We start from the raw sequence: 22,887 nt of genomic DNA, 5'->3' as shown, positions 1-22,887 counted from the left end.
TTCCGCCCTTAGCAGTCGCAGGGCCTGAGTGCCAATTCTATCACCTTGGCAGGAACCCACATCAGCCGGGGCGGCATCAGCCGAGCCGGATGATCCCGCCCGGGGTCAGCGCCACGTCGACCTTCCGGTCGAACGACTCGGCGGGAATGCTGCCCGCGGGCAGCACCTCCGTGTCATAGACGACGGCCGCAGTCGGCAACGCGACAGCGTCGGACGCTGCGCCGGACGCGGGGGACATGGCGGCCAGGGCGGCAAGGAACTTGTCGTAGTAGCCGCCGCCTTGTCCGATGCGGTTGCCCGAGAAATCCACGGCGGTGGCCGGGAGGATGACTGCCGTGGCGTCGCGCATTACGGCGGTGCTGTGGCGTTCTCCGACAGGCTCCTGGATGGGGGCGTATCGGCTGCGTACAAACCCGGACTGCGGAGTCCAATACACCCAGCTGAGCGAGATATCGGGTTCGCACACCGGAAGCAGCACCCGGTGCCCGGCAACGGTCAGGGCCGTCAACAGCGGCAGCGTGGGCGGTTCGGCGCCCACACCGAGGTACACCGCGAAGATGCCTTGGCGGCCGCGGGCCTGCCCGGAGGCCCACTCGAGCCCGTGGCGGGCGATGCCCGCCGCGGCAGCATCCTGTGCGGCCGGCGGGAGTGCGGAACGCTTCGCCCTGTGGCTGGAGCGTATTTCCTCTTTAGACGCCAAGCTGGCCTGTCCTCTGCCTCTTCCGGCCGCCAGGTGTCGGGAGGGCCTGCCGGGCGGTTCGAATAAAAATTACGCAATGATTGGTCCCTCCGTTAGATTAGTCGAGTGAATACACTGAACGCTTCCGTCCGTAAGGCCGTCATCCCCGCCGCGGGCCTTGGTACCAGGTTTCTTCCGGCCACTAAGGCCATGCCCAAGGAAATGCTGCCTGTAGTTGACAAGCCGGCCATCCAGTACGTCGTTGAGGAGGCCGTGAATGTTGGCCTGAACGACATCCTGATGATCACGGGCCGCAACAAGCGGGCGTTGGAGGACCACTTCGACCGCGTCCCGGCGCTGGAGTCCACCCTCAAGGCGAAGGGTGACACGGCGAAGCTCGAGTCCATCCAGGCCGCCAGCAACCTAGGGGACATTCACTATGTCCGCCAGGGCGATCCCATGGGCCTTGGCCACGCCGTCCTCCGGGCCAAGCAGCACGTCGGGCAGGAGCCGTTCGCCGTCCTCCTGGGCGATGACCTCATCGATGCCCGCGATGAGCTGCTCAGCACCATGATCGAAGTCCAGGCCAAGACCGGCGGGTCGGTGATCGCCCTGATCGAGGTGGATCCGTCCCAGATCAGTGCCTACGGCTGCGCCGACGTTGAGGCAATCGTTGGTGAGGACTACGTCCGCGTCAATCAGCTCGTGGAGAAGCCCGACGTCGAGGACGCCCCGTCCAACCTCGCCGTGATTGGCCGCTACGTGTTGCACCCGGCCGTCTTTGAAGTGCTTGAGCGCACCGCGCCCGGCCGTGGCGGAGAAATCCAGCTCACGGACGCGCTGCAGGAGCTCTCGGCCGGCACCGGCGAGGGCTACGGCGTGTACGGCGTCGTCTTCCGCGGCCGCCGCTACGACACCGGCGACAAGCTCAGCTACCTCAAGGCCTGCGTACAGCTCGCCTGCGACAGTGAGGACCTCGGCCCGGGTCTGCGCGAATGGCTGCCCGGCTTCGCGTCCAGCCTGGCCCCCAGCCTCGCAAAGTAACTCCCGTGGGGGGCAGCTTCACCTGGCCGGTGACCCTGGAGAGTGGCGAGATCGTGTTGCGCCCGATCCGGTACCGGGACCGCAAGGAGTGGACAGCACTCCGGTCCCGTAACTGCGAGTGGCTGGCCCCCTGGGAGGCGTCAAACCCGGTCCCCGGCGGCGGCCTGCCGGACTACCGGCAGATGGTGCGTTCGCTCAAGGCCCAGGCCGCGCAGGCCACTGCCCTGCCCTTCGTGATCGCGGAATGGACGCCCGGCCACCAGGCACCGGTGATCGTGGGGCAGTTGACTGTGTCCTCGATCGTGTGGGGATCGGCCATGATGGCGACGCTTGGCTATTGGGTCGACAAGGAACGGGCCGGGCGGGGAATCGCCCCGACCGCCGTGGCCATGGCAACGGACTATTGCTTTGGCACCCTTGGGCTGCACCGCATGGAGATCAACATCAGGCCGGAGAACGCGCCGAGCCTGCGGGTGGTGGAGAAACTTGGGTTTCGCGACGAGGGATTCCGGCCCAGGTTCCTGCACATCAACGGCGAATGGGCGGACCACCGGACCTTCGCGCTCACGGCTGAGGAAGTGCCGGAAGGCCTCCTCGCACGGTGGCTGAGGACGCGCCAGGCCTGAACCTGTGACGCCGCCTGACCATCCACGGTGCCCCGGCGCCGGCCACTGGCCGGCGCGCGCGACACACCCCTGACAATGCGGGGCAGCACCCCATATACCTCATACGGTTTTGAGTGTGGACTTCCCTCTTAGCAGCTCTGTGATCCTTGTCATTGCTGTTGCGCTCTGGATCGTGTGGGTGGCGCCTTACGTTCTCCGGAACGGGCGCCACCAGCTGCAGCCTGCAGGCGAATTCCTGGCGGACGTCATGGACATGGAACCAGCAGATCCACATGCGGGGAAGGTTATGAAAATGACAGCGCAGCAGGAGAAACCCATGACCAGCACCCAGCGCGCAGTACCGGCCGGCGGCACCGCAGGCCATGGTCCAAGTAGCGGGGCGGCGGCCGGAAGGAACCCGAATTCTGCAGCGGCCTCCCCGGCGTTCCGGATTCGTTGGGGACGGCTGGTGCTGGCGGTAGCCGGCCTCCTGGCCCTCCTCACAGGAGTGGTATCCGCGGCCCTTCGACTTTTCGGTATTGGTTCCGGCTGGCTCCCCGTGACGGCCCTGCTGGGCGCCGTCGCCGCCGTGGCGCTGCTCCGCCGCCTCGCTGTCCGCGACCGCCGGCGGAAGATGAACGCCGCATTCCGTGCCGCCATGGGCAGCCCGGAACGCACTACTGCGCGGCCTTCCGCGCCCGAACAGGTCCCCGCCCTTCCTGCCGGCCGTCCCGCTGCCCGGCCGGAAAGCCCGCTCTTCGACGCCGAGGCGGACCGGGTCACTCCCAAGCCTGCACCGAAGCCGTTGACCGCACTGGAGCTCCGCCAGGCCGCCCTCGCCGAAGCGGCAGCCTCGGGGGATACCTCGGCGGCTTTGGCAGCCGAAACTGCGGCGGCCGCGGAGGGCTCCAGCTGGGAGCCCGTCGATGTTCCCAAGCCCACCTACGTCGAAGCGGCGAAGGCCGAACGCGCAGCCCCCATGCCGCTCGACCTGCCTGAAGCGCCGAAAGCCGTCGGGAAGCCGTCTCTCAAGCAGGGCGCGCGGCCGGCCGCATCCGATCCGCGGGCCGCGGACGATTCCGAGTCAAAGCAGCTCAGCAAGGCCCAGAGTGCTTTGAGCAACCTGGACGATGTCCTCCAGCGGCGACGCGCCTGATCCGCTCCGTTCCTCCGGAGATTTCGCCCCGGGCAGCCAGCGATGGCTGCCCGGGGTTTTCATTTCCCCGGGGCGTCGCGGGCGGGCTTCGTTGCGGTAGCCTCGGGTCATGACAAGGATCTGTGTCGCCGGCGGAACCGGCCAAGTAGGCCGTGAAGTGGTGCGCAGGGCTGTCGATGCCGGGCACTCGGTGGCCGTCCTCAGCCGCAACCAGCCGGCGGCCGGCACTGCCGCCAACATCAGCGGCGCGGAATACTTCCGCGCGGACGTGACGACGGGAGAAGGTGTCGCGGCCGCCCTGGCCGGTGCCGACGTCGTGATCGATTGCCTGGAGGGACGCTCCGGGACGGCGCGCAAGAACTTCGCCGACGGCGGCGCGCGTCTTCTGGCCGCCGCTCGGGATGGGGGTACGGCGAGGGCCGTCATGCTGTCCATCGTGAACTGTGGTCGCAGTAAGGCAGCCTTCTACCGGTCGAAGGCTGCCAAAGAACACGTCTACGAGCTGTCCGGACTGGAGACAGTGGTGGTCCGGGCCACCCAGTTTCATTCGTTGCTGGCAATGATGTTCGGCGCCGGCTCGAGAGTGCGGATCATCCCCGTGGTGCGAGGCGCCCGGTTCCAGCCGGTGTCGCCGGCCGACGCGGCCGCGGTGCTCCTGGAAACCGCACTGGAACGGGGGCCGGTTCCAGCTGCGGGACCGCGGCACCGGGTGCTGAACCTCGGCGGCCCGGAATCCAAGGACATGGCCGACTTTGCCCGGGAGTGGCAGCGGGCCACGGGCGTCAAGGGCCAACTGGTGCGCCTACCGCTGCCCGGCGCGACGGGCCGCTATTTGCGCGAGGGGCTAAACCTGGTGCCGGAGGCGCGACACGGCAACGAGACATTCCGGGGCTGGCTGGAAAACAGCGCAGATAGTTTGTAGCCTAGGGACACCGGCAACGCCGTTCCCTCAGGACCGGCGTTGCTTCGGGGCTATAGCTCAGTTGGTAGAGCGCTTCGTTCGCATCGAAGAGGTCAGGAGTTCGAATCTCCTTAGCTCCACAGTTTGCAGGGGTTTTTGAACCCTTGAATGATGAAATAAGCACTTTGCCAGGTGAAATCACTAAGAGCGCCTCGCCGAAAGGTGCGGTGCCGTCACCGGAACCGAATACGTCAACAAGTTATTGTCAAGGAAGCCGCCCCCGGGTCGATTTCGCGTGCTAGGTTAGCGGCAAAGCCGCGGCGATTGCCAGCAGCTTCCGTACTCTTGGGGGAGAGTGACGATGATCGCGAACAACAGGCAGCTCATCAATCTCATGGCCGGCGCCGATCCGGTTTTTCTTGCCGGCCGATTCGCTACCGACTTTTCGGCAGCCCGGGGTCTGGAGGGGGAGCGGGGCACTTTCCGGTACTTCGGGGGAGGCTATTGGGACATCAGGATTGACGGAGGCCCTGCGTTCCAGTTGACCCCTCACGGATCGAGAGTCGTCCAGGCCAACGGGTCGGCCGAAGATGGCCCGGTCATGACAAGCCCGCGGCTCCGACCGCCGTGGTCCCTGGTGCTGCCCTGTCATTCGACATCGACCGGACCGAACCCACGGATGAGGACCTGGCGGAGCTGGAATCTTTGAAATCCAGTGTCCAGAACTTTCCCGGAACGACCTGAGCCGGAAGATAAGGGATCGTCGTGACGGAAACATCCGCGGTGAAGCCCGCCACCCCCGGCGAACGTCGCGACGGACAGGCCAAAACCGACGCATGATTAACGCATGAGAGGGTCAATGATCGACGCGCTCCGGACCGGACTCCGCAGCCCGCATTTCTCTTGGGGGACAACTTGAATTCACGCATCACCGGCCTGCTGTTCACCGCGGCACTGACGGGGGTCCTGCTCACTGCCGCGGCGTGCGCCGTCCCGCAGGCGAGCACGGAGCCGAACGCCACGTCTCTGAGCGCGCCGGCCACTACTGTGGAGCCCTCGCCCAGTGCCGCAGCCACAACAGCGGCAACCCTCACCCCGGCAGTCAGTGAGACGGCGGCGGCGCCTGCTCCGGAGACCCGACAGTCTGCACCGATGCAGACGTTCACGTTTCCGGACGGCCACATTTCCTTCACCCACCCGGCCGGCTGGACGGTCACGGTCAAGCCCGGTCCGGTAAACAACGCTGAAGAGCAGAAGATCTCCTTCGAGGCGACCATCTCGGACGAGTCGGGCGCAGAATTGGCCCGCGTTTACAGCGGTAAGTACGGCGACGGCGCCGCGGGTCCGGCCAAGCGGACCGTCCTGGACCACAGCCCCGTGTCAGGAATCACGGACAAGTCAGGGGAAACCGCGCAGTTCGGCTTTGCCTACGATGAGGACCTGGCGGGCGGTCTCCACTACTTCATGGATGTCCGGGAAGCTCACGAGTTCCTGGCACATGACGGCAGCTCCGGGTCCAACCAGATCGCGCTGCCCGACAGGGTCATGAACGCTTACGTCGTCCTCACTGATTCGCCGTCCACACTGGCCTTTCCAACGACGGCCGCCGCGAAAGCCTGGATGGACACCGGACGGTACGCCCAGCTCAAAACGATGCTGCTCAGCCTGAAATACGCGTAGCCGGATCAGATCCCGGCGTTCCGACCTGGCACCGTCGGGGTCGTCTTGCATGCTCCAGGCGACGCCATGGTGCATGATTACCCCCGTGAAAAGAGGAGCAACATGACATCCACAGCGATCAGGACCCGGACGGCGTCGGACGTCAATCTGCACGTCGGCGCACCGGGACCCGCCGTGGCCATCGAAGCGGCGGCGCTCCTCAACGAATCCCTGGGCTCTGGATTCATCCGCCCTTCCGAGCTGGCTGAACTCACGGCAGGCCACGGGGGAGTCCTCATCCGCGCCCGCAACCGGCCCGGCCAGCTCTTCGGCGCGGCCACGGCCCGCCTCCTGGGCCGGGAAGACGTCAATGCGCTGCAGGACCTTCTGAGCGGTGCCGGCGTCGAGGCCAGCCTGGACGGGCACCAGGTCGGTGAGCTGAAGTCCATTGTCGTCTTGCCCGCAGCCCGCGGGATGGGCCTCGGTACCACCATGCTTGCGGCCAGTCTCGATTTTCTGAAGGCCTGCGGTTGCCGCTATGTTGTGTCCGCGTCGTGGGTCTCGGCCGATCCACAGCAATCTTCTCTCGGGATGCTGGAACGGGCCGGATTCGCGCAGATGGCCACCATTGCGGCCTTCTGGGCGGACGACCAGAAGGCGGGCGGTTACCTGTGCCCCGAGTGCGGCGCCGAGTGCGTCTGCGCGGCCATCATCCTCGTGCTGCCACTCGAGGACTGGCCGGTGGGCCCCGGTGGCACGTGACCTAACTCGCGGGGGCTGCCGTGGCGACTGGTTGTCAGGCCTGCTGGATGACCTGTTGGTCGGCCGTCAGAGCCTCGGGCGGCCGGGCGCCAACGCCGAACAGGGCCGGCGGCCGCTAGAGCTCTTCCTTGGCGAGGGCCGTGGTGCCGGGAGGTGTCGGCCGTCCGAGGCGCATGTCGAGTCTGGCGCGCAGCCTTGCGGCGGTGACCTGAACCCGGTGCTGCGGGACGGGCGCTTTGTGGGAAGCCTTCGCGGAAACGAGCGGCCCGCCGTCCGTTATTTCCGCAAGCCCGTTCACGGACTTCCACGCGATGTCCAGGAGTTCAAGCTCTTCGTTCCGTGCCAGCTCGCTGCCGGCGAGCACATCCAGCGCTGCCAGCCCTAGGGCTTTGATGTCCTCGTCCTCGTCCAGGGCACGTTCCAGTGCCCATTGTGTCCGTTTCCACCACTCGGCCCGGTCGTCGGAGATGGCCTTCTGGCGCAGTGTCTGCCAGGCCATAAGCGCTCCAACTGCCGCCGCTATGAGTACCGCAATAGGGGCAAGCGCGGCAACGATCTGCCACCACTCGGCCGGACTTGAGTGGAGAAGGACTTCAACTGGAACTGGAGTCGGGGCAGGCGTTGGCGGCATGCGATCAGCCTAAGCCGCAGCCCGGACAGTGTCAGGCGACGAGGCGGGCGCGGCGTGGTTTCGGCGCTCGCGCGCCATCACCGCGGCCACCGGTGTCCGTGGTCTCCCGGTGGGCGCCCCGGCGTGGATGCCGCCCTTGACGGTCCGCTCACCGGCTCTTCCAACCGGCAGCTTGCCCACCGGCTGTTGCCGGAGGAGCCGTTCTGAATATCCCCTCGGGCGGCGCGGAACGTCCCGTCGGCGACGCCCTTCTGGTGCTTCCCACCCGTAAGGATGAACAGGACAGCACGGACAAGTAGCCGCGGTACCCTCCGGTCACAGCGAAGCGTAGAGCCGGCCGAGTGATGTCAGCTGGCCGTTCGTTTCGTAGAGGGCTGACGGGCCCATGGCAGGGTCGCTGGGTTCCCTGGATTTCCACGCAAACCGTTCGACGAAGGGCATCGCACGCATGCCGGCTACCGCAACCTGCATGAAGTATGCGATCTCGCGGGTCGTGTACCTGGACGGATGTGCCGGGGTTGCCGACCAGTCCGCAACCGCAAATTCGGTAACCCAGACCGGCCTTCTATACCTGTGATGCAAGTACCAAACTTTTGCGAGGAAGCTCTCTGGGTTCGGCGAGCCGTAGGAATGCATCGTCATGAAATCGACCCGGAGATTCGCCTGCCGCGCCCTGGCCATGAACTGCTCCAGCCACGGGCTCCTGACACCGACAGTGGCCGGAGATCCCAGCCGCAGGCCGGTGGACTGAAGGTGGGGCCACAACCGGATGGCCTCATCGACAGACATGCTGGCTTGGCCAGGGTGGTCCGGCTCGTTGAAAGCGAGGAGGTGTCTGGTCCTCGTCTGGGGAAGTTGCCTGGCCACGTCGCCAAGGGCGTCCTTTCGGAGCAAAGCATTCGCGCTCCACACCATCGGGACAAAGGCCGGGTTGGTCGTGACGGTATACGCGGATCCCCAGGAGTAGTACCAGTTGGCGTTGAGGCTCCGGATTTGTCTCAATGCCAACGCATCGTCTCCGCCGTGGGCGGCGCCTTTAAGAGCCCTTGGGGCAGAGATGGCCGTCCGGGCAAGGGATGGTGCGGATGGGGCCGGAACCGGTCCTGGGGGTGTGGCGGCGAAACTGGCCCCGGCCGCAGCCGGGGCAGCCAGCATTGCAGTGAGAAATGTCCGGCGATCCATGGATTCCTTCTTCCGAAGCGAAGCGGGCCGATACCAATCCTCAACCGGATGTGACCAAGATCACGCTACGCCACTCTCTCGGCATTTGGAACAGCCGCAACGTGTCGCAATACCGGCGGCTTCGCGTGCGGGGCAAAAGAGTTTTCATGAGATGGTGTGAACATGCGTGATCGGCGCCGTGGCCGCGCCGGCGCAGCCATCTGCGCGGCGGAACCCAAAACGCAAATCAACGGCAAACCAGCAGAAATCCACTGCAGACATCCACAGCAGAATCCCAGTGCAGAAACCCAGTGCAGACGAGGCCACCAACCATGAAGAACATGATCGTGATCGCGATTGCCCTGCTGACGCTTCTGCTGACCGCAGCCTGCTCCGCCTCGCCGAATCCCGAGCCGTCCGCCGGGAGCGCGTCCGCGGGCCTGCCGGCGTCGCTTCCCAAACCGGACGCGGCCGAGCAGGAAGCCCTCCTGGCCTCGCTCGCCGCGATTGACCCCCGGCTGCCAAGCGATACGGCAGTCGATAAGGCCCGCAGGCTCTGCGGCCGCCTTCTGGGGCAGTCGCCGGAAGACCAGCTCATCGCCGCCGCAAAAGCGGAGTTCACCGGCGGCGACGTCCCGGCCGTCTCGGACGAGGACGCGCAGCGGGTACTCTCGGCGATCGGGGCCAACGGGTTCTGCCGCTAGCCTTGTTAATAACACGAGGAGAACTATGACCACCCTGAAAGAACGCCTGCACGCCGACGTCGTGAGCCACATGAAGGACCGCAACAAGGTTGCCCTCACCACTGTGCGCAACGTCCTGGGCGAGATCGAAACCCGCGAGAAATCGGGTAAGACGCCAATCGTGCTGGACGACGCACAGGTGACCGCCCTCCTGCAGAAGGAAGCCGCCAAGCGCCGCGACACCGCCCGCATCTACACCGAAGCCGGCGAAGCCGAGCGTGCCGCTGCAGAGATCGCCGAGGCCGAGGTGATCGAAGCCTACCTGCCCAAGCCACTCACCGCAGCCGAAGTCGAGACGATCGTGGACGAGACCATCGCGGCGCTCAAGGCCGACGGGGTCGAGCTGTCCCTGCGTCAGCTGGGAGCAGTGATGAAGCCCGTCACCGCCACGGTGGCCGGACGTTTTGACGGCAAAGCCGTCAGCGAAATCGTCCGCAACCGTCTCGCGCAGCAATGAGCCTGATCCGGCTGCACGACGTCGGCGTCCGTTTCGACAACACACAGATCCTTCGCGAGGCGTTCTTCCGCTTGGAACCCGGGGACCGGGTGGGCCTGATCGGCAAAAACGGCTCGGGGAAGACCTCCATACTCAAGCTCATCCTGGACCAGGTGTCCCCGGACACCGGAACGGTCACCGTGGAGCAGGGAACCAGGGTGGGGTATTTCTCCCAGTTTTCCGAGCTGGACGGCGAGGCGACCATCCTCGAGGTCCTTGACGGACTGTTCGTCCAGATCAAGGCTGCCGAGGCCGAACTGGCAGGCATCGACGCCGCCATTGCGGCAGACCCCGCCGAAGCAGAGCTGGACCGGCTGATCCGGCGTCAGTCCGAGCTGTTCGAGGACATGGACCGTCTCGACGGGTGGGACTACAAACGACGCATCGACACCGTCCTGACCACGCTGGGGTTCAGCGAGGCGCACCGCACGTGCGCGATTGACGAACTCTCCGGCGGGTGGCGCAATCGCGCTGCCTTGGCCAAGATCCTGTTGGAGGGTCCGGACGTATTGCTGCTGGACGAACCCACCAACTACCTCGACGTGGCCGGCGTCGAATGGCTGGAAAACTGGTTCCGCGACTACCGCGGTGCCGCGATCATCGTCTCGCACGACCGGAAGTTCCTCGATGCGGTGGTCAACCGGATTATCGAGGTGGAGAACTTCCATCTGCACGAATACCCGGGAAACTTCGCCGAGTACGTTGTCCAGAAGCAGTTCCGGCTCAAAACACTCGAGGCGCAGTTCGTCCACGAGTCCGAGCTCCTCGCCTTTGAAGCGGAGGGCATCGCCGACCGCCGCGAGGCCGCCAAGGCAGCCAGCCGCGGGCTGGGGAACCAGCTGGCCAAGATCAAGAAGGCACGCACACCCCGGCCCGTCGACCAGATCGTCACCGAGATCTACGGCGGGCTGCACGTGAAGGATGTCCTCTGCCGGGTCGAGGGGCTGGGCAAATCCTATGGCGACAAAGTGTTGTTCGAGGACCTCAGCTTTGAGATCCGCCGTGGCAACAGGATTGTGGTCCTGGGCTCCAACGGCAGTGGCAAGTCCACGCTGCTGAAAGTGCTGACCGGGGAGGAACCGACCGATTCCGGTGATGTGGTCTGGGCCAAGGGGCCCGGTTTTGTTTCGTACAACAAAATGCTGGAAGAGCTCGACGACGCCGACACAGTTTCGCACGCGGTCAACGCGCTGCCGGACAGCCTCGCCTTCAGCGCCACGAAGAAGTCCGTGAACAGATTCCTCGCGATGTTCCAGTTCTCCGAGGCCGACCTCAAACAGAAGATCGGCAACCTATCCGGCGGACAGAAAGCCCGCGTCGCCATGGCTCAGTGCCTGCTGTCCGGTGCCTCGGTGCTGCTCCTGGACGAGCCCACCAACCACCTGGACATGTCCAGCACCCAGGTGATGGAACGGGCACTGCTCCACTTCCCCGGGGCGGTCGTCGTGGTCAGCCACGACCGGTTCTTCACCGAGAAAATCGCCACTCGTCGGCTGGTCTTCGGCAGCGACGGCGCGGAACCCGGCGAGGTCGACGTGCGCGCGGCCTAGCAAACGCAAGATGAACCTTTGCTCAGCGTTGGCTCAGCATTGGCTCAGGTTGTGGCAGAAGCGCGTGAACGGCCGAAACGTGCTGGGTTCTGTCCGGTAACGTGGCGCTGGCTGCCGATGGGGGACCGGCAGCGGTCTCACTCGCCGCGTTGAAAGGTATCTCTCTCATGGCAGGAATCTTCGGCTGGCTTGGTGCGTTGGGCACCACCGGCAAAGCAGTAGTTGTTGCGTCCGTCGTCGTCACCGGCGGCGCAGGCGCCGCAGCCGCTACCGCGACCCCAGATCTTCCGGCTGACCCGACGTCGACCACGACGTCGACCGGCACCGCGACGGCTGAGCCGGACGATCCGGCTCAGTCGACGCCGGGAGCGGACGACCAGGAGTCCGCCGAGTCGGGCGATCCGGCTGGGGCGGAAACTCCCGAAGCCGACGACGAGGAAGCCGATGATCGAGAGTCCGCCGAGTCCGCCGAGTCCGCCGAGTCGGGCGATCCGGCTGGGGCGGAAACTCCCGAAGCCGACGGCCAGGAAGCGGACGATCAGGGCACGGACGGGGCCTCCGACGGCCAGGAAGCGGACGATCAGGGCACGGACCAGGACTCCGACGGCCAGGAAGCGGACGATCAGGGCACGGACGGGGACTCCGACGAGAATGGACCTGCTGCCCCCGCCGCTCCCGAGTCTCCGGCACCCGCCGCTCCGGAGTCTCCGGCACCGGCCGAAGATGATGAGCAGGACTCGGCCGATGCGCCGGAATCCGACGGCTCGCACCAGTGGAATGGCAACAGCGGATGGGCGCACCAGAATGCTAGCGAGCACCGCGCCGCTGGCCAGGCCAACGCCTCCGAGCACCGCGGCGACGCTGAGGACCGCGGAAGCGATCACTCCGGCAAGTCCAAGGAGCACGGCGGCTCCGGCGAACACCGCCACAACAAGTAGCGCGAACAGCTCTGAAACGGCGGCCCGGACCAWTGGTCCGGGCCGCCGTTTCTCTGACTGCGCGAAAATGGGATGCCGCGAATAACGTCACGGCCGGCCGCCTTCAGGGGCGCGACGGTCCGGTCCGCGAGATAATAAGAACATGACCAACCAGGAGCAGGACCGCGACCCGTGGGAGGAGTTCGACCAGCTCAAGCCCGCGGGCCCGGACCGGGTCGCCGGCTACCCCGGCGGGGAACCGCAGGGCTTCGGCTTCCGCACGGGCGTCCGCAGCGCCAAGGTTGCCCTCGGATTTGCCGTCTACTCCCTAGGGCTTGGCAGCATTCTGGTTCTCATCGGGGCCATCGTATTCATTGGCAGCGGGAAGTGGCTGCTGCTCGGGCTCATGGTACTGGCCGAGGTCGTCTTTATCCTGGCGTTCCGGCGGCTTATGGTCCAGGTCCGGGACCGCCGCGCTTCCGGCTAGAGCCAGCCCTTCTTCTTGAAGATGGTGTACATCAGCGCCGCCGTGGCGGCCATGAGCGCGACTGCCATCGGGTAGCCGAACGTCCAGTGCAGTTCCGGCATGTGGTCGAAGTTCATGCCGTACAGTCCGGCCACAAATGTCGGTGCGAAGAGGATCGCGGCCCACGACGAGATCTTCTTGACCTGCTCGTTTTGTTCGGCGCTGGCCTCGTTCTGGCGGTTGGCGGTCAGGGTCCCGTCCAGGGTGAGCGCGTTCTGCAGCAGGTCACGGAAGGAATCGGCGCGGGAGATCAGCCGCTCCACGTGGTCCTCGACGTCGCGGAGGCTGTGCTGCAGTTCCGTGTCCACCCGGTACTTCTCGAAGCCCCGCCGGAGCTGTTGCATCATTGCCGGGAGCGGATGGATGGCGCGCTGGAAATGGATGACTTCCCGGGCGAGTTCGTAGATCCGCCGGGACACCAGCGGGTCGCCGCTGAAGAGCTGGTCCTCGATCTCGTCGATGTCGTTTTCGAGCCCGGCCACCACGGGCCCGTAGTCATCCACCACCTGGTCCATGAGTGCGTACAGGACGGCCTCGGGGCCGTGGCGCAGCAGGTCGGGTCGGTCCTCCAGCCGGCGCCGGACCTGGCCCACGACTTTCGTCTCGGCGTGCCGGACGGTGACCACGAAGTTCCTGCCCGTGAAGATGTGCAGTTCGCCGAACTCCACGGTCTCGGTCTCGTCCAGGTACCGGGCAGGCCGGAGAACAGTGAACAGGTTGTCGTCGTAGCGTTCCAGTTTGGGGCGCTGATGGGCAGAAATTGCATCCTCGACCGCCAGCCCGTGCAGGCCGAATTCCGCCGCCACAGCCGCCATTTCACCGGGCGTGGGCCGGTAGAGCCCGATCCAGGCCATGCCCCCGCGCTCGGTCAGGGTCTCGAAAGTCTGCTCGAGGTTCCGCGGCTCGGCACTGCGTATTCCGTCCACGTAGACGGCGTTGTCGATGATAGTCACCGGGACATTATCCTTTGTTCATCTGGGGTTCGGCGCGATCGGCCCGCCGCGGCGCGGAGCGGCCGGAGGTCAGCGCGTTGCCCTGGGCGAGCCGGCTGATCAAAGGTTCGGTCCGGTAGGGGATATGGGTGTGCAGCGCCAGTACGGTCTCGGTTCGGATGACGCCCTTGATCCGAAGGATCGACCGGAGGGCCGCCTGGAGGTTGTGCGTATCCGTTGCCACCACCCGGCACCAGACGTCGCCGCGCCCGGAGATCTCATGGACTTCCAGGACTTGGGCGATCAGCCGCAGGGCCCCGACGACGCCGTCGAGTTCCCGGTGGTTGACCTCGATCGTCACGAAGGCAACGACGTCGTACCCCACCGCTTCCAGGTCGATTTCGCGGCCGCCGTCGTGCAACACGCCCGAGCGCAGCATGCGCCGCACGCGCGACTGGGCGGTGTTCCGGGCGATGCCCAGGGCATCACTGAGGTCGCCGATCTGGATCCGCGGATCCCGGATCAGCTCCAGCAGAATTTTGAGGTCGGTGGGGTCCAGACTGTTCAAATCATCACTCCGGTTCACGTCAACAGCCCGAGAATGACTGTTTTGATCAATTTTGACACAGAATTTGGCCATGAAGATCATTGGTATTGCATTCTGTAGGTACCAATCTTTCAACCAGGCCGGGCGTTTCCCCCACAACAGGGAAAGCCCGGCCTGCACTTTGCAAGGGCACGGCCATGACAGTCTTCAGTGAACTTCGCATGCGCCCGGCCACAGCTGACCGCTGGGGCTGGGACGCTTCCACCACCGCACGGCTCGTAATGGCCGGCGTCGTGATCTTTACGCTGCTCGTCGGCGCGAATCTGGCGACTCCGCTGTACCCCCTGCTGCAGGCAAAACTGGGAATTACGGCGCTCGACGTCACGGTGGCGTTCTCGGCCTACGTCCTGGCGCTCGTGGCCACCCTGGTCCTGGCCGGTCACTGGTCCGACCACATCGGACGCCGCGCCGCCCTCGTGCTGGCGGTACTGGTGGGCCTGACCGGCGGCTTTGTCTTCGCCACCGCGGACAGCCTCGTGGCGCTCTGCGCCGGGCGCGCGCTGCAGGGCGTCGCCGTGGCGCTCGCCACCGGCGCCAGCTCGGCTGCCCTGCGCGAACTCCTGCCCAGCCGTCCGGAGTGGGCCTCCCGGTTCACGCTCCTGGCCTCGGCCGGGGGCGTCGCGGCCGGTCCCGCGATCGGCGGACTGCTCTCACTCCTGCCGGGCCCGACGACGACCCCGTACTACCTGCACTCCGTCGTCCTCGCGGCCGTGCTGGTGCCCCTCTACCTGCTCAAGGCGCGGCCCGCCATCAGCCTGCATGCCGGACCCCAGCCGCTGCGTGTCCTGGCGCCGCGGCGGCCTTCGGTCTCCAGCGAGGCGCGCGGCGCCTTCTGGCTGGCGTCCTCTGTGGGCTTCCTGAGCTTCACGGTCTTCGGCTTCTGCCTCTCGCTCGCGCCTGGCTATTTCGCCCAGATTGTCCACGCCGACTCACGGCCGCTGATTGGCCTGCTGGCCGGGCTGACGCTGGGCTCCTCGGCCCTGAGCCAGCTGCTGGCCGTCCGGGGCCGGTTCGCCGTGTCCGCCGGGCTGGCCGTCCTGGGCGTCTCCGTCCTGCTGATCGCCGCGGCCGCTGCCTGGAGCAGCCCGTGGCTGCTGATATTGGCCAGCATCACTGCCGGCGTGGGGCAGGGCGTGGCCTTCCGGACCGTCTTCAACGACGTCGCCGGCAAGGTGGAGGCCGCCCGGCACGCCCAGATCATCAGCACCGTCTATGTCATCACGTACCTTGGCAGCGCCTTCCCGGTGATCGGGCTGGGGCTCGCGGCCGGTATGGTCGGGCTGCAGGCCGCCGTCGCCGGTTTCGTCACAGTGTGCGCCGCCGCCGCGCTGACGCTGGCGGCCGTAACGCTGCGGACCGCCCTGCGCCAGCCGGTCTATGTGCGCCAGCAGGTCTAAGTGCGCCGGCAGGTCTAGTGCGCCGGCAAGTGCGCGGTCGGCAACGGGCGCGCCGTCGCCCCGGTTACGGCAACGGGCCGTGGTTGCCCTGGATGTGGTCAAAGACCAGCGTGGTTTCGGTGTGGCCCACTACGGGGTCGGTGGCCAGGTTGTCCAGCACCCAGTCCCGAAGGTCCTCGGTGGTGGCCACGGCGATGTGCAGCAGATAGTCCACTGACCCGGACGTGTGGAAGGTCGAGAGCACTGCCGGGAGCTTGGGCACCCGGGCTGTGAACCGGTCGATCTGCTCGCGGTCGTGGGCCCGGAGCCGGACCGCAATGAGGGCCTGAACCGAGCGTCCGATCGCGGACAGGCTCAGATTGGCCTCGAAGCCCTCGATGATGCCGCGCTCCGACAGGGCGCGGGTGCGCATCAGCGCGGTCGACGGCGCGATCCCCACGAGCTCTGCCAGCTGCTTGTTCGAGATGCGGGCGTCCGCGACGAGGGCAGCGAGCAGGCGCTCGTCGATCGCGTCCAGCGGCTCGCTGGCTCCCGGCCGAACATTCTTCGCACTGCTGCTCACGGATCCTCCTCGTAGTGTGGTCTATTCATCATAAACGGCACTATCCGACAGTTCCATTCACATGCCCTACAAAAGCTCGAATTATTGCCAGATACTTGCGGAATTCAATGGCGAATATTCGTAAGGAGTAAGGGTGCTCTCTCAAGATTCATTGGCGGTCCACGCAGGCCGGAACGGGCTCACGGAACTGGGCGTCCATGCGGTGCCCATCGATTTGTCCACGACGGCACCCCTGCCGTCCGTGCACGACGGAGGCCTTGCCTACGAGCACATGGCCACGGGCGGGTCGCATGTGGAGGGGCAAAGTACCGTGTACCAGCGGCTGTGGAACCCCACGGTGGCACGCTTCGAAGATGGCGTCGCCGTCCTGGAAGGGACCCCCGAGTCTGTCGCCTTCGCCACCGGCATGGCGGCGCTGAGCGCGGTGCTCCTCGCAGTTGTGGCGGCAGGCAAGAAGCACGTTGTCGCCGTGCGGCCTCTTTACGGCGGCAGCGACTACCTGCTCGCCTCCGGCTTCCTCGGCAACGAGGTCACCTTTACGACGCCGGAAGGCGTCCGCGCCGCCCTGCGGCCGGACACCGGCCTGGTGATCCTGGAGACGCCGGCGAACCCGACCCTCGAGCTGGTGGACATCGCCCGCGTGGCTGACGCCGCCGACGGCGTGCCGCTCCTGGTGGACAACACCTTCGCCAGCCCGGTGCTGCAGCAGCCCTTCATGCGCGGTGCCGCCATGGTGCTGCACAGCGCCACGAAGTTCCTCGGCGGCCACGGTGACGCCATGGGCGGCGTGGTGGCCGCCGGCTCTGAATGGGCGGTGCGCCTGCGCCAGATCCGGGCCGTGACCGGCGGAATCCTGACACCGTGGCCGGCCTACCTGCTGCACCGCGGGTTGGCGACGCTGCCTGTGCGTGTCCGCGCCCAGCAGGCCAGCGCTGAAAAGGTCGCGGTTGCCCTGGCCGGGCACGGGCTTGTGAAGCAGGTCTACTACCCGGGACTGGCTGAATGCGACCCGCAGGGCCTTGTGGGCACGCAGATGTCCGGGCCGGGGTCGCTGATGGCCTTCGAGCTCGCCAGCGCCGAGCACGCCGAGCGGATCCCGGCCGCCGTCGGCATGATCACGCACGCCGTCTCCCTCGGCGGGATCGATACCCTCATCCAGCACCCGGCCGGCCTGACCCACCGGCCGGTCGAAGCCGCGGCCAAGCCGCACGCGAGCCTGCTGCGGATCTCGGTGGGGCTGGAGGACCCGGCCGACATCGTCGCCGACCTCGTGCAGGCGATCGAGGCAACCCGGTAGCCGGCGGACCCGGCGCCTAGCCGGAAAGGGCATCTAGCCGGTTACTGTGGCTCCGCCGCCGGCGGCTTCGGTTCCGCGCGCCGCTCCGGTTGCGGACGCGGGCGCAGGATGCGCGACGGCGGTGATTGCCGCCGTCGCGCCGGCCAGTCCGATGACTGTCAGGGCAAGGGCCGTCCAGCCGAACCGCTGGAAGATCAGGCCGCCGGCCCAGCCAAGCACGCTGGAGCCGAGGTAGTAGGCGAGGTTGTACAGTGAGGCTGCCTGCGCCCGGCCCGTCGTGGCGATCAGTCCGGTCCAGCCGGAACCGATGCTGTGGGCCGCGAAGAAGCCGCCCGTGAACAGCAGCAATCCCACCAGGATCGGGACCAGCAGCTCCGTGAGCGTCAGCGCCAGGCCGCCCGCCATCAGTACGGTGCCGGCGATCAGGACGGTGCGCCGGCCGAACCGTGACGTCAGCCCCGCTGCCCAGCGCGCCGAGACGGTTCCGGAGAGGTAGGCCAGGAAGATCAGGCTGATAGCGGTGGCCGGCAGGCTGAACGGTTCCCCGGACAGCCTGAATCCCAGATAGTTGTAGACAGCCACGAAGCCGCCCATGAGCAGGAAGGCCTGGACGTACAGGGCCAGCAGCCGGGGATTGCGGGCATGGCCGGCCAGCGTGCACCAGGCCCCGCGGATGCCGCCCGCGGCCGCGGCGGTGAACCCCTGGGCCCGCGGCACGAGGACGAGGAACAGGACAGCTGCTCCGGTGGCCAAAACGGAGACGGCCAGGGCCGCGGCCCGCCATCCCCACAGTTCCCCGACCGGTCCGGCGACCAGCCGGCCGGCAAGGCCGCCCAGGGTGGTCCCGGCGACATAACTACCGGCGGCAAGGGCAGCATGGGCCTTGTTGACCTCTTCGTTGAGGTAGGCAATCGCGATGGCGGGGATGCCGCCGAGGGCCATTCCCTCGAGCATCCGCAGACTGAGCAGCACGGGGAAGCTCGGGGCCAGGGGGACCAGCAGTCCCAGGATGGTGGCCGCGGAGATGCCCCACATCATTGCCCGGACGCGGCCGATCCGGTCGGCCAGGAAGGACCACGGGAGCACCGTCAGGGCGAGCCCCACCGTCGCCAGGGAAATCGTCAGCGCGGCCTCGGCGGCCGAGATGTGGAGATCCGCCGCCAGGAGGGGGAGCACCGCCTGGGTGGAGTAAAGCTGGGCGAAGGTCGCGACGCCGGCAAAGGCAAGCCCGGCGAGGATCCGGCGGTAGGCCGCGGAGCCCTTCGGATGGCCAGCCCAGGCAGCAGCGTTAGCTGCAGGATCAGCTGCAGGATTGGACACTGGACTGGGACCGGCGCCGGAGGGTGCGGAAAAGCGTGGCATGCCCTCAGGCTAAAGCCTGCCCGGGGCATGCTTCCAATGCATGATTTCCATAGAATAGATAGCAAATATGGAACAGTGCACGGAGGAAGGGCCCATGGACGTCGAACACAGGCAGCTCGTGCAGCTGCTGCCCCTCCTGCCGCTGCTGGCGGAACTCGGGCGGACGGAGCACATTACCGAGACGGCCGAGCTCCTGGGCCTGCCGCAGTCGACGGTGAGCCGTGCAATAGCGCGCGCCAGCGCCATCGTGGGGACTGAGCTGTTGATCCGGGACGGCCGCGGCGTGCGGCTGACGGCCGCGGCGAAGACGCTCCTGCCCCACATCGAGGCCGCTCTCGACGAATTCCAGACGGGGCTGGATCGTGTCCGGCACGAATCGGAAGTGGTCCGCGGCCGGATCGCTGTGTCGTTCCAGCACACCTTCGGCGAGGCGATGCTGCCGCTGCTCATCAGTGCGTTCCGGAGCCGGCACCCGCAGACCGCCTTTGACCTCAGCCAGGGCGCACGGGACGGCTGCCTCGCGGAACTGGCCGAGGGCTCCGCCGACGTGGCGCTCACCGCACCCGTGGCCGCGCCAAGCAAGAGAATCGGTTCGGCCGCGCTGTACCGGGAACCGCTGCGCCTGGTGGTGCACCACCGGCATCCCCTGGCCGGCCGCCGTCGGGCCCGGGTCACTGATATCCGGCAGGAGCCGTTCGTGGCGATGGGGTCCGGCTACGGCATGCGCTCACTGACCGATGCGCTGTTCCGGGAGGCGGGGTTCCGCCCCCGGATTGCCTTCGAGAGCCAGGACTCGCACACCGTCCGCGGACTTGTCTCGGCCGGGCTCGGCGTCAGCATCCTGCCGCCGGGCGGTTCCGCGCCGGGGCGGCAGCTCCCGTCGCCGGGGGCCGGCGCCGATGACGGCGGGCCCGGGTGGGTGGAGATTCCCCTGGATTCGGCCCTGGCGTTCCGCGAGATCGGCCTCGCGTGGCGGGAGCCGGTTTCGCGGAATGCCGGGGCCGATGCCGAACCTGATCCCGTGCGCTTGTTCCGCGAACTCGTGCTGCGCGACGGGCCCGCACTCCTGGCTGGTTTCGTGCGCGAACGCTCGGGAGGCTGAGCCGGGCCGACGGGCGCGCCGAGGTCGCCGGTTGGCCGCGAGATCGCCGTAAGAGGACCGCGGTTTCGCACGTTTCCGGCGATCTCGGGGTTCAGGGGCCCGCGAGGTTCTGGTGGCCTGCGGCGGTCAGCGGCCGGCGAGCAGCCCGTGCACGACGTCGGCGACGGGTCCGGCCTGCGCTTGGCGCCAACCCGTGCCCGCCCACAGGTTCAGGCGCTCCGCGTCGCCGGCTGCGGCCGCCGCGGCCCGGAGGGGAGCCGTCAGGTGGTGGACCGCCGGGTAGGCCTCAGGTGCCTCGGGGTGGTCGCGGACAAATTCGTTCTCCAAGGCCCGGGCCTGCCGGCCGGTGAAGGCGCGCGTCAGCCGGGTACGCGTGAAATGCGGATCCGCCAGGGCATCCTTGTGCAGCTGCCTGGCGCCGCTTTGGTCCGTACGGAGAAACGCGGTGCCCAGCTGGGCAGCAACAGCCCCGGCGCGCAGCACGGCGTCGAGCCCGGCCGCATCCATGATGCCCCCCGCGGCCACCAGCGGGAGGCCGACGAAGGACCGCACCTCCGCGAGCAGCTCCGCCGTCGTGCCGCCCGGCTCTGCCCCGCCCGGCACTGCCCCCGGTGCCGGAAGGAACGCCGCGCTGTGTCCGCCGGCGCTCGTGTGCTGCACCACCAGGGCATCCACGCCCTGCTCTGCCGCCTGAACGGCCTCGGCCGCGGTGGTGACAGTGGCAAGCACCGCCGATCCCGCCCGCTGCAGAGCGCGGACGACGTCGAGGCCGGGTAGCCCGAAGGCGAAACTGACCAGCTCCACGGGGTCCGCCAGCAGGGCATCGATCTTTGCCTGCCACTCGTCGTCGTCATCCAGCCGCAACTGCGGGAGCTCCACGCCGTATCGCCGGGCATCGGCCCGCAACTGCAGCCGGTAGTCCTCGAGCTCCGCCAACACCGCCGCGGACGGCGGCAGTTGGGCCGGATCCGGGACGAACACATTCATGCCGAAGCGGGCGCCGGACTCCCGGATGGTGCGGACTTCCGCCTGCATGGCCGCCACGCTCTTGTACCCGGCGGCCAGGAAGCCAAGCCCGCCGGCGCGGTGCACGGCCTCGACGAAGGCCGGCGTTGAGGTTCCTCCGGCCATGGGCGCCGCGATGACGGGTGTGCCGAAAAGATCCTGGGGCATTGCGGGCTCCTTGCAGGGGTTCAGTAACCTGTTCCAGTGACTAACACTGACTTCCCGCCGGCGGCGGACTCCGTTCCATCTTCCACCACGCCATCCACCCCGGCGGCGACGACGGGCGCTGTGATCGGCCTGGACATCGGCGGCACCAAAACCAGGGGCGTCCGGTTCGAAGGAGGCACGCCCGTGGCCGACGAATCGGTGGGCAGCTCCAACGTCCAGAACGTCAGCCCTGAGGAAGCCGCCCGCAACCTGGCGGAACTCTTCGGCAGGATCGGCGGGGGAGAAGTGGCCCAGGTCTACGCGGGGGCCGGCGGCATCGACACCGACGACGACGCCGCGGCGCTCGCGGCACTGATCGCCCCCCACGTACCCGGCGCACGGATCACAGTGGTCCATGACTCCCGGCTGCTGCTCGCCGCAGGCGGCGCCAGCACCGGCGTCGCCGTGATCGCCGGCACTGGCTCGGCCGCGTGGGGCAGGAACGGCCGTGGTGAGGAAGCCCGGGCCGGGGGCTGGGGCTACTTGCTCGGCGACGAGGGCAGCGGCTACTGGCTGGGCCGGGAGGCCGTCCGCCACAGCCTGCGGCGGATGAACCAGGGGCTGGAACCGGACGAACTCACCCGGGCCCTGCTGGCCTCCTGCGGGGCGGATGACCCGAACAAGCTGATCGCCATGTTCCACTCGCCCGCGACCGGACGCCGCTTCTGGGCCCAGCAGGCCCGGCTCGTGGTGGAAGCCGCAGACGCCGGCCACGCGCCGAGCCAGGCCCTCATTGATCAGGCCGGGCGCGACCTCGCCGACCTGGCCGCGCAGTCCGTCAGGCAGCTCGGCATCGAGGGTCCCGTCATCCTGGGCAGCGGTCTGGGCATGAACGTGCCGCGGTTGCAGGAGTCCTTCCGCGCGGCACTGGCCGTCGCGGGGATCACCGATGTCCGGGTCCTGGCGCAGGAGCCCGTCTTCGGGGTGCTCCAGCTGGTGGCGGAACAGGACTAGCGGGGGGCAATCCTCCGGCCACTACGCTGGAGGCATGAGCATGCAATTCGACACCCGGCCCGCCGCCTACGCCGTCATCATCCGCGACGCCGAGATCCTCCTGGCGTACTGGAAGCAGGACGGCCGCGAGGGATGGACGCTGCCCGGCGGCGGCCTGGACCTCGCCGAACACCCTGTTGACGGTTGCCGCCGCGAAATCCACGAGGAAACCGGCTACGACGCCGAGGTTGGCGCCATGCTGGGGATCGACGTCGGGCACTGGCCGTCCGAAGTCCGGCTCGACGGCGGCGAGCGGGACTTCCAGTCGCTCCGGCTGGTCTACGAGGCGGCGATCACGGGCGGGGACCTGCGCCACGAAGTGAACGGGAGCACCACCCACGCGGCCTGGATTCCGCTGCATGCGGTGGCGGAGCTGAACCGGGTCTCGCTGGTGGACGCCGGACTGCGCCTGTACCGCGAGAGGCCGCTGAACGGAAAACTTTCCGGCTAAATCGCTAGCCAGGCGCAGGCGCCATGGCTATTCTGTAGAAACCGCAGCGCAAGTAGACGACACAGCGCAGTAGACGGGATCAGCCAGGAGCCGGCCGCAGCAAGCCGGCCGACGATGGGGAGGTGGAAGCAATGAATGCGAT

The 22,887-nt window shown here is 67.4% G+C and carries 24 protein-coding genes and 1 tRNA gene; 17 read left to right on the top strand and 8 right to left on the bottom strand.

From position 1 onward, the window contains the following. Positions 1–76 precede the first annotated feature (76 nt). Positions 77–700: a 5-formyltetrahydrofolate cyclo-ligase gene (locus AC1DR1_RS06490; protein ID WP_476992351.1), complete on the bottom strand. Its 624-nt coding sequence runs from the start codon at positions 698–700 to the stop codon at positions 77–79. A 105-nt stretch (positions 701–805) separates the two neighbouring features. Here AC1DR1_RS06490 and galU point away from each other — a divergent pair, with 105 nt between their 5' ends. From galU to AC1DR1_RS06455, 7 genes are all read left to right on the top strand, one after another. After that, entirely contained in the window at positions 806–1,723 is a 918-nt protein-coding gene (galU, locus tag AC1DR1_RS06485; protein ID WP_364745646.1) for a UTP--glucose-1-phosphate uridylyltransferase GalU, read from the top strand. Positions 1,724–1,728: 5 nt separating this feature from the next. After that, entirely contained in the window at positions 1,729–2,349 is a 621-nt protein-coding gene (locus tag AC1DR1_RS06480) for a GNAT family N-acetyltransferase (protein WP_229995396.1), read from the top strand. 139 nt (positions 2,350–2,488) lie between these two features. Continuing rightward, positions 2,489–3,484: a hypothetical protein gene (locus tag AC1DR1_RS06475; protein WP_476992350.1), complete on the top strand. Its 996-nt coding sequence runs from the start codon at positions 2,489–2,491 to the stop codon at positions 3,482–3,484. A 109-nt stretch (positions 3,485–3,593) separates the two neighbouring features. After that, on the top strand, positions 3,594–4,406 hold the full coding sequence (locus AC1DR1_RS06470) for an SDR family oxidoreductase (RefSeq protein ID WP_476967566.1): 813 nt from the start codon (positions 3,594–3,596) through the stop codon (positions 4,404–4,406). A gap of 46 nt (positions 4,407–4,452) precedes the next feature. Continuing rightward, positions 4,453–4,525: transfer RNA gene (locus tag AC1DR1_RS06465), tRNA-Ala, on the top strand. A 775-nt stretch (positions 4,526–5,300) separates the two neighbouring features. Continuing rightward, a complete protein-coding gene (locus tag AC1DR1_RS06460) occupies positions 5,301–6,065 on the top strand; it encodes a hypothetical protein (RefSeq protein ID WP_476992349.1) in 765 nt (254 codons plus the stop codon). A gap of 102 nt (positions 6,066–6,167) precedes the next feature. Beyond that, the gene (locus AC1DR1_RS06455; protein ID WP_476992348.1) at positions 6,168–6,806 is read left to right on the top strand and encodes a GNAT family N-acetyltransferase; all 639 of its coding nucleotides are present in this window, start codon (positions 6,168–6,170) and stop codon (positions 6,804–6,806) included. 115 nt (positions 6,807–6,921) lie between these two features. On the opposite strand, the gene AC1DR1_RS06450 is transcribed toward AC1DR1_RS06455, so the two are convergent. Both AC1DR1_RS06450 and AC1DR1_RS06445 read right to left on the bottom strand, forming a co-directional pair. After that, positions 6,922–7,305, bottom strand: a complete 384-nt coding sequence (locus AC1DR1_RS06450) for a hypothetical protein (protein ID WP_476992347.1) — start codon at positions 7,303–7,305, stop codon at positions 6,922–6,924. Between the two features lie 447 nt (positions 7,306–7,752). Next, the gene (locus AC1DR1_RS06445) at positions 7,753–8,439 is read right to left on the bottom strand and encodes a glycosyl hydrolase (RefSeq protein WP_476992346.1); all 687 of its coding nucleotides are present in this window, start codon (positions 8,437–8,439) and stop codon (positions 7,753–7,755) included. Positions 8,440–8,930: 491 nt separating this feature from the next. On the opposite strand from AC1DR1_RS06445, the gene AC1DR1_RS06440 reads away from it, so the two are divergent. From AC1DR1_RS06440 to AC1DR1_RS06420, 5 genes are all read left to right on the top strand, one after another. Further along, positions 8,931–9,302 carry a hypothetical protein gene (locus tag AC1DR1_RS06440; RefSeq protein ID WP_364745655.1) on the top strand — a complete coding sequence of 124 codons (372 nt, stop codon included), beginning with the start codon at positions 8,931–8,933 and terminating at the stop codon, positions 9,300–9,302. 25 nt (positions 9,303–9,327) lie between these two features. Further along, positions 9,328–9,798, top strand: a complete 471-nt coding sequence (locus tag AC1DR1_RS06435) for a GatB/YqeY domain-containing protein (protein ID WP_229995402.1) — start codon at positions 9,328–9,330, stop codon at positions 9,796–9,798. Then, positions 9,795–11,387, top strand: coding sequence for an ABC-F family ATP-binding cassette domain-containing protein (locus AC1DR1_RS06430; protein ID WP_476992345.1), 1,593 nt, complete (start codon positions 9,795–9,797; stop codon positions 11,385–11,387). The genes AC1DR1_RS06435 and AC1DR1_RS06430 overlap by 4 nt, the downstream gene beginning before the upstream one ends. Positions 11,388–11,554: 167 nt before the next feature. Next, positions 11,555–12,325, top strand: a complete 771-nt coding sequence (locus AC1DR1_RS06425) for a hypothetical protein (protein WP_476992344.1) — start codon at positions 11,555–11,557, stop codon at positions 12,323–12,325. Positions 12,326–12,467: 142 nt separating this feature from the next. Then, positions 12,468–12,791, top strand: coding sequence for a hypothetical protein (locus tag AC1DR1_RS06420; protein WP_476992343.1), 324 nt, complete (start codon positions 12,468–12,470; stop codon positions 12,789–12,791). On the opposite strand, the gene corA is transcribed toward AC1DR1_RS06420, so the two are convergent. Then, entirely contained in the window at positions 12,788–13,783 is a 996-nt protein-coding gene (corA, locus tag AC1DR1_RS06415; RefSeq protein ID WP_229995406.1) for a magnesium/cobalt transporter CorA, read from the bottom strand. The two genes, AC1DR1_RS06420 and corA, sit on opposite strands and share 4 nt — an antisense overlap. A 7-nt stretch (positions 13,784–13,790) precedes the next feature. Continuing rightward, positions 13,791–14,330, bottom strand: coding sequence for an Lrp/AsnC family transcriptional regulator (locus tag AC1DR1_RS06410; protein WP_476992401.1), 540 nt, complete (start codon positions 14,328–14,330; stop codon positions 13,791–13,793). Positions 14,331–14,506: 176 nt separating this feature from the next. Here AC1DR1_RS06410 and AC1DR1_RS06405 point away from each other — a divergent pair, with 176 nt between their 5' ends. Then, on the top strand, positions 14,507–15,766 hold the full coding sequence (locus AC1DR1_RS06405; protein ID WP_229995408.1) for an MFS transporter: 1,260 nt from the start codon (positions 14,507–14,509) through the stop codon (positions 15,764–15,766). A 64-nt stretch (positions 15,767–15,830) separates the two neighbouring features. Here the strand turns inward: AC1DR1_RS06405 and AC1DR1_RS06400 are convergent, their stop codons facing one another. After that, complete coding sequence (locus AC1DR1_RS06400; RefSeq protein WP_229995409.1) at positions 15,831–16,328, bottom strand: Lrp/AsnC family transcriptional regulator; 498 nt, start codon at positions 16,326–16,328, stop codon at positions 15,831–15,833. Between the two features lie 133 nt (positions 16,329–16,461). Between AC1DR1_RS06400 and AC1DR1_RS06395 the strand changes: the two genes are divergently transcribed. Then, the gene (locus AC1DR1_RS06395; protein WP_229995410.1) at positions 16,462–17,625 is read left to right on the top strand and encodes a trans-sulfuration enzyme family protein; all 1,164 of its coding nucleotides are present in this window, start codon (positions 16,462–16,464) and stop codon (positions 17,623–17,625) included. Between the two features lie 33 nt (positions 17,626–17,658). Here the strand turns inward: AC1DR1_RS06395 and AC1DR1_RS06390 are convergent, their stop codons facing one another. Next, positions 17,659–18,987: an MFS transporter gene (locus AC1DR1_RS06390; protein ID WP_229995411.1), complete on the bottom strand. Its 1,329-nt coding sequence runs from the start codon at positions 18,985–18,987 to the stop codon at positions 17,659–17,661. A 94-nt stretch (positions 18,988–19,081) separates the two neighbouring features. On the opposite strand from AC1DR1_RS06390, the gene AC1DR1_RS06385 reads away from it, so the two are divergent. Further along, on the top strand, positions 19,082–20,089 hold the full coding sequence (locus tag AC1DR1_RS06385; protein ID WP_229995412.1) for a LysR family transcriptional regulator: 1,008 nt from the start codon (positions 19,082–19,084) through the stop codon (positions 20,087–20,089). 126 nt (positions 20,090–20,215) lie between these two features. Here AC1DR1_RS06385 and AC1DR1_RS06380 read toward each other — a convergent pair whose 3' ends face one another. Further along, positions 20,216–21,262 carry a nitronate monooxygenase gene (locus tag AC1DR1_RS06380; RefSeq protein ID WP_229994667.1) on the bottom strand — a complete coding sequence of 349 codons (1,047 nt, stop codon included), beginning with the start codon at positions 21,260–21,262 and terminating at the stop codon, positions 20,216–20,218. Positions 21,263–21,298: 36 nt separating this feature from the next. On the opposite strand from AC1DR1_RS06380, the gene AC1DR1_RS06375 reads away from it, so the two are divergent. Continuing rightward, positions 21,299–22,255 carry an N-acetylglucosamine kinase gene (locus AC1DR1_RS06375; RefSeq protein ID WP_414645487.1) on the top strand — a complete coding sequence of 319 codons (957 nt, stop codon included), beginning with the start codon at positions 21,299–21,301 and terminating at the stop codon, positions 22,253–22,255. Positions 22,256–22,289: 34 nt separating this feature from the next. Then, positions 22,290–22,745 (top strand): NUDIX hydrolase, encoded by a 456-nt coding sequence (locus tag AC1DR1_RS06370; RefSeq protein ID WP_229994666.1) that lies wholly within the window; start codon positions 22,290–22,292, stop codon positions 22,743–22,745. Positions 22,746–22,887: the final 142 nt, after the last annotated feature.

The sequence above is a fragment of the Arthrobacter sp. P4_F10 genome (genome assembly GCF_056401435.1).
Note: the sequence above shows the minus strand (reverse complement) of the source record. Positions and strands in the feature narration are given on the sequence as shown.

Bases quoted from the DNA above. Each gene is read 5' to 3' on its own strand.
- AC1DR1_RS06470 (WP_476967566.1), top strand. From the start codon at position 3,594: ATGACAAGGATCTGTGTCGCCGGCGGAACCGGCCAAGTAGGCCGTGAA.
- AC1DR1_RS06455 (WP_476992348.1), top strand. From the start codon at position 6,168: ATGACATCCACAGCGATCAGGACCCGGACGGCGTCGGACGTCAATCTG.
- AC1DR1_RS06450 (WP_476992347.1), bottom strand. From the start codon at position 7,305: ATGGCCTGGCAGACACTGCGCCAGAAGGCCATCTCCGACGACCGGGCC.
- AC1DR1_RS06440 (WP_364745655.1), top strand. From the start codon at position 8,931: ATGAAGAACATGATCGTGATCGCGATTGCCCTGCTGACGCTTCTGCTG.
- AC1DR1_RS06435 (WP_229995402.1), top strand. From the start codon at position 9,328: ATGACCACCCTGAAAGAACGCCTGCACGCCGACGTCGTGAGCCACATG.
- AC1DR1_RS06430 (WP_476992345.1), top strand. From the start codon at position 9,795: ATGAGCCTGATCCGGCTGCACGACGTCGGCGTCCGTTTCGACAACACA.
- AC1DR1_RS06425 (WP_476992344.1), top strand. From the start codon at position 11,555: ATGGCAGGAATCTTCGGCTGGCTTGGTGCGTTGGGCACCACCGGCAAA.
- AC1DR1_RS06420 (WP_476992343.1), top strand. From the start codon at position 12,468: ATGACCAACCAGGAGCAGGACCGCGACCCGTGGGAGGAGTTCGACCAG.
- AC1DR1_RS06405 (WP_229995408.1), top strand. From the start codon at position 14,507: ATGACAGTCTTCAGTGAACTTCGCATGCGCCCGGCCACAGCTGACCGC.
- AC1DR1_RS06390 (WP_229995411.1), bottom strand. From the start codon at position 18,987: ATGCCACGCTTTTCCGCACCCTCCGGCGCCGGTCCCAGTCCAGTGTCC.
- AC1DR1_RS06385 (WP_229995412.1), top strand. From the start codon at position 19,082: ATGGACGTCGAACACAGGCAGCTCGTGCAGCTGCTGCCCCTCCTGCCG.
- AC1DR1_RS06380 (WP_229994667.1), bottom strand. From the start codon at position 21,262: ATGCCCCAGGATCTTTTCGGCACACCCGTCATCGCGGCGCCCATGGCC.
- AC1DR1_RS06370 (WP_229994666.1), top strand. From the start codon at position 22,290: ATGAGCATGCAATTCGACACCCGGCCCGCCGCCTACGCCGTCATCATC.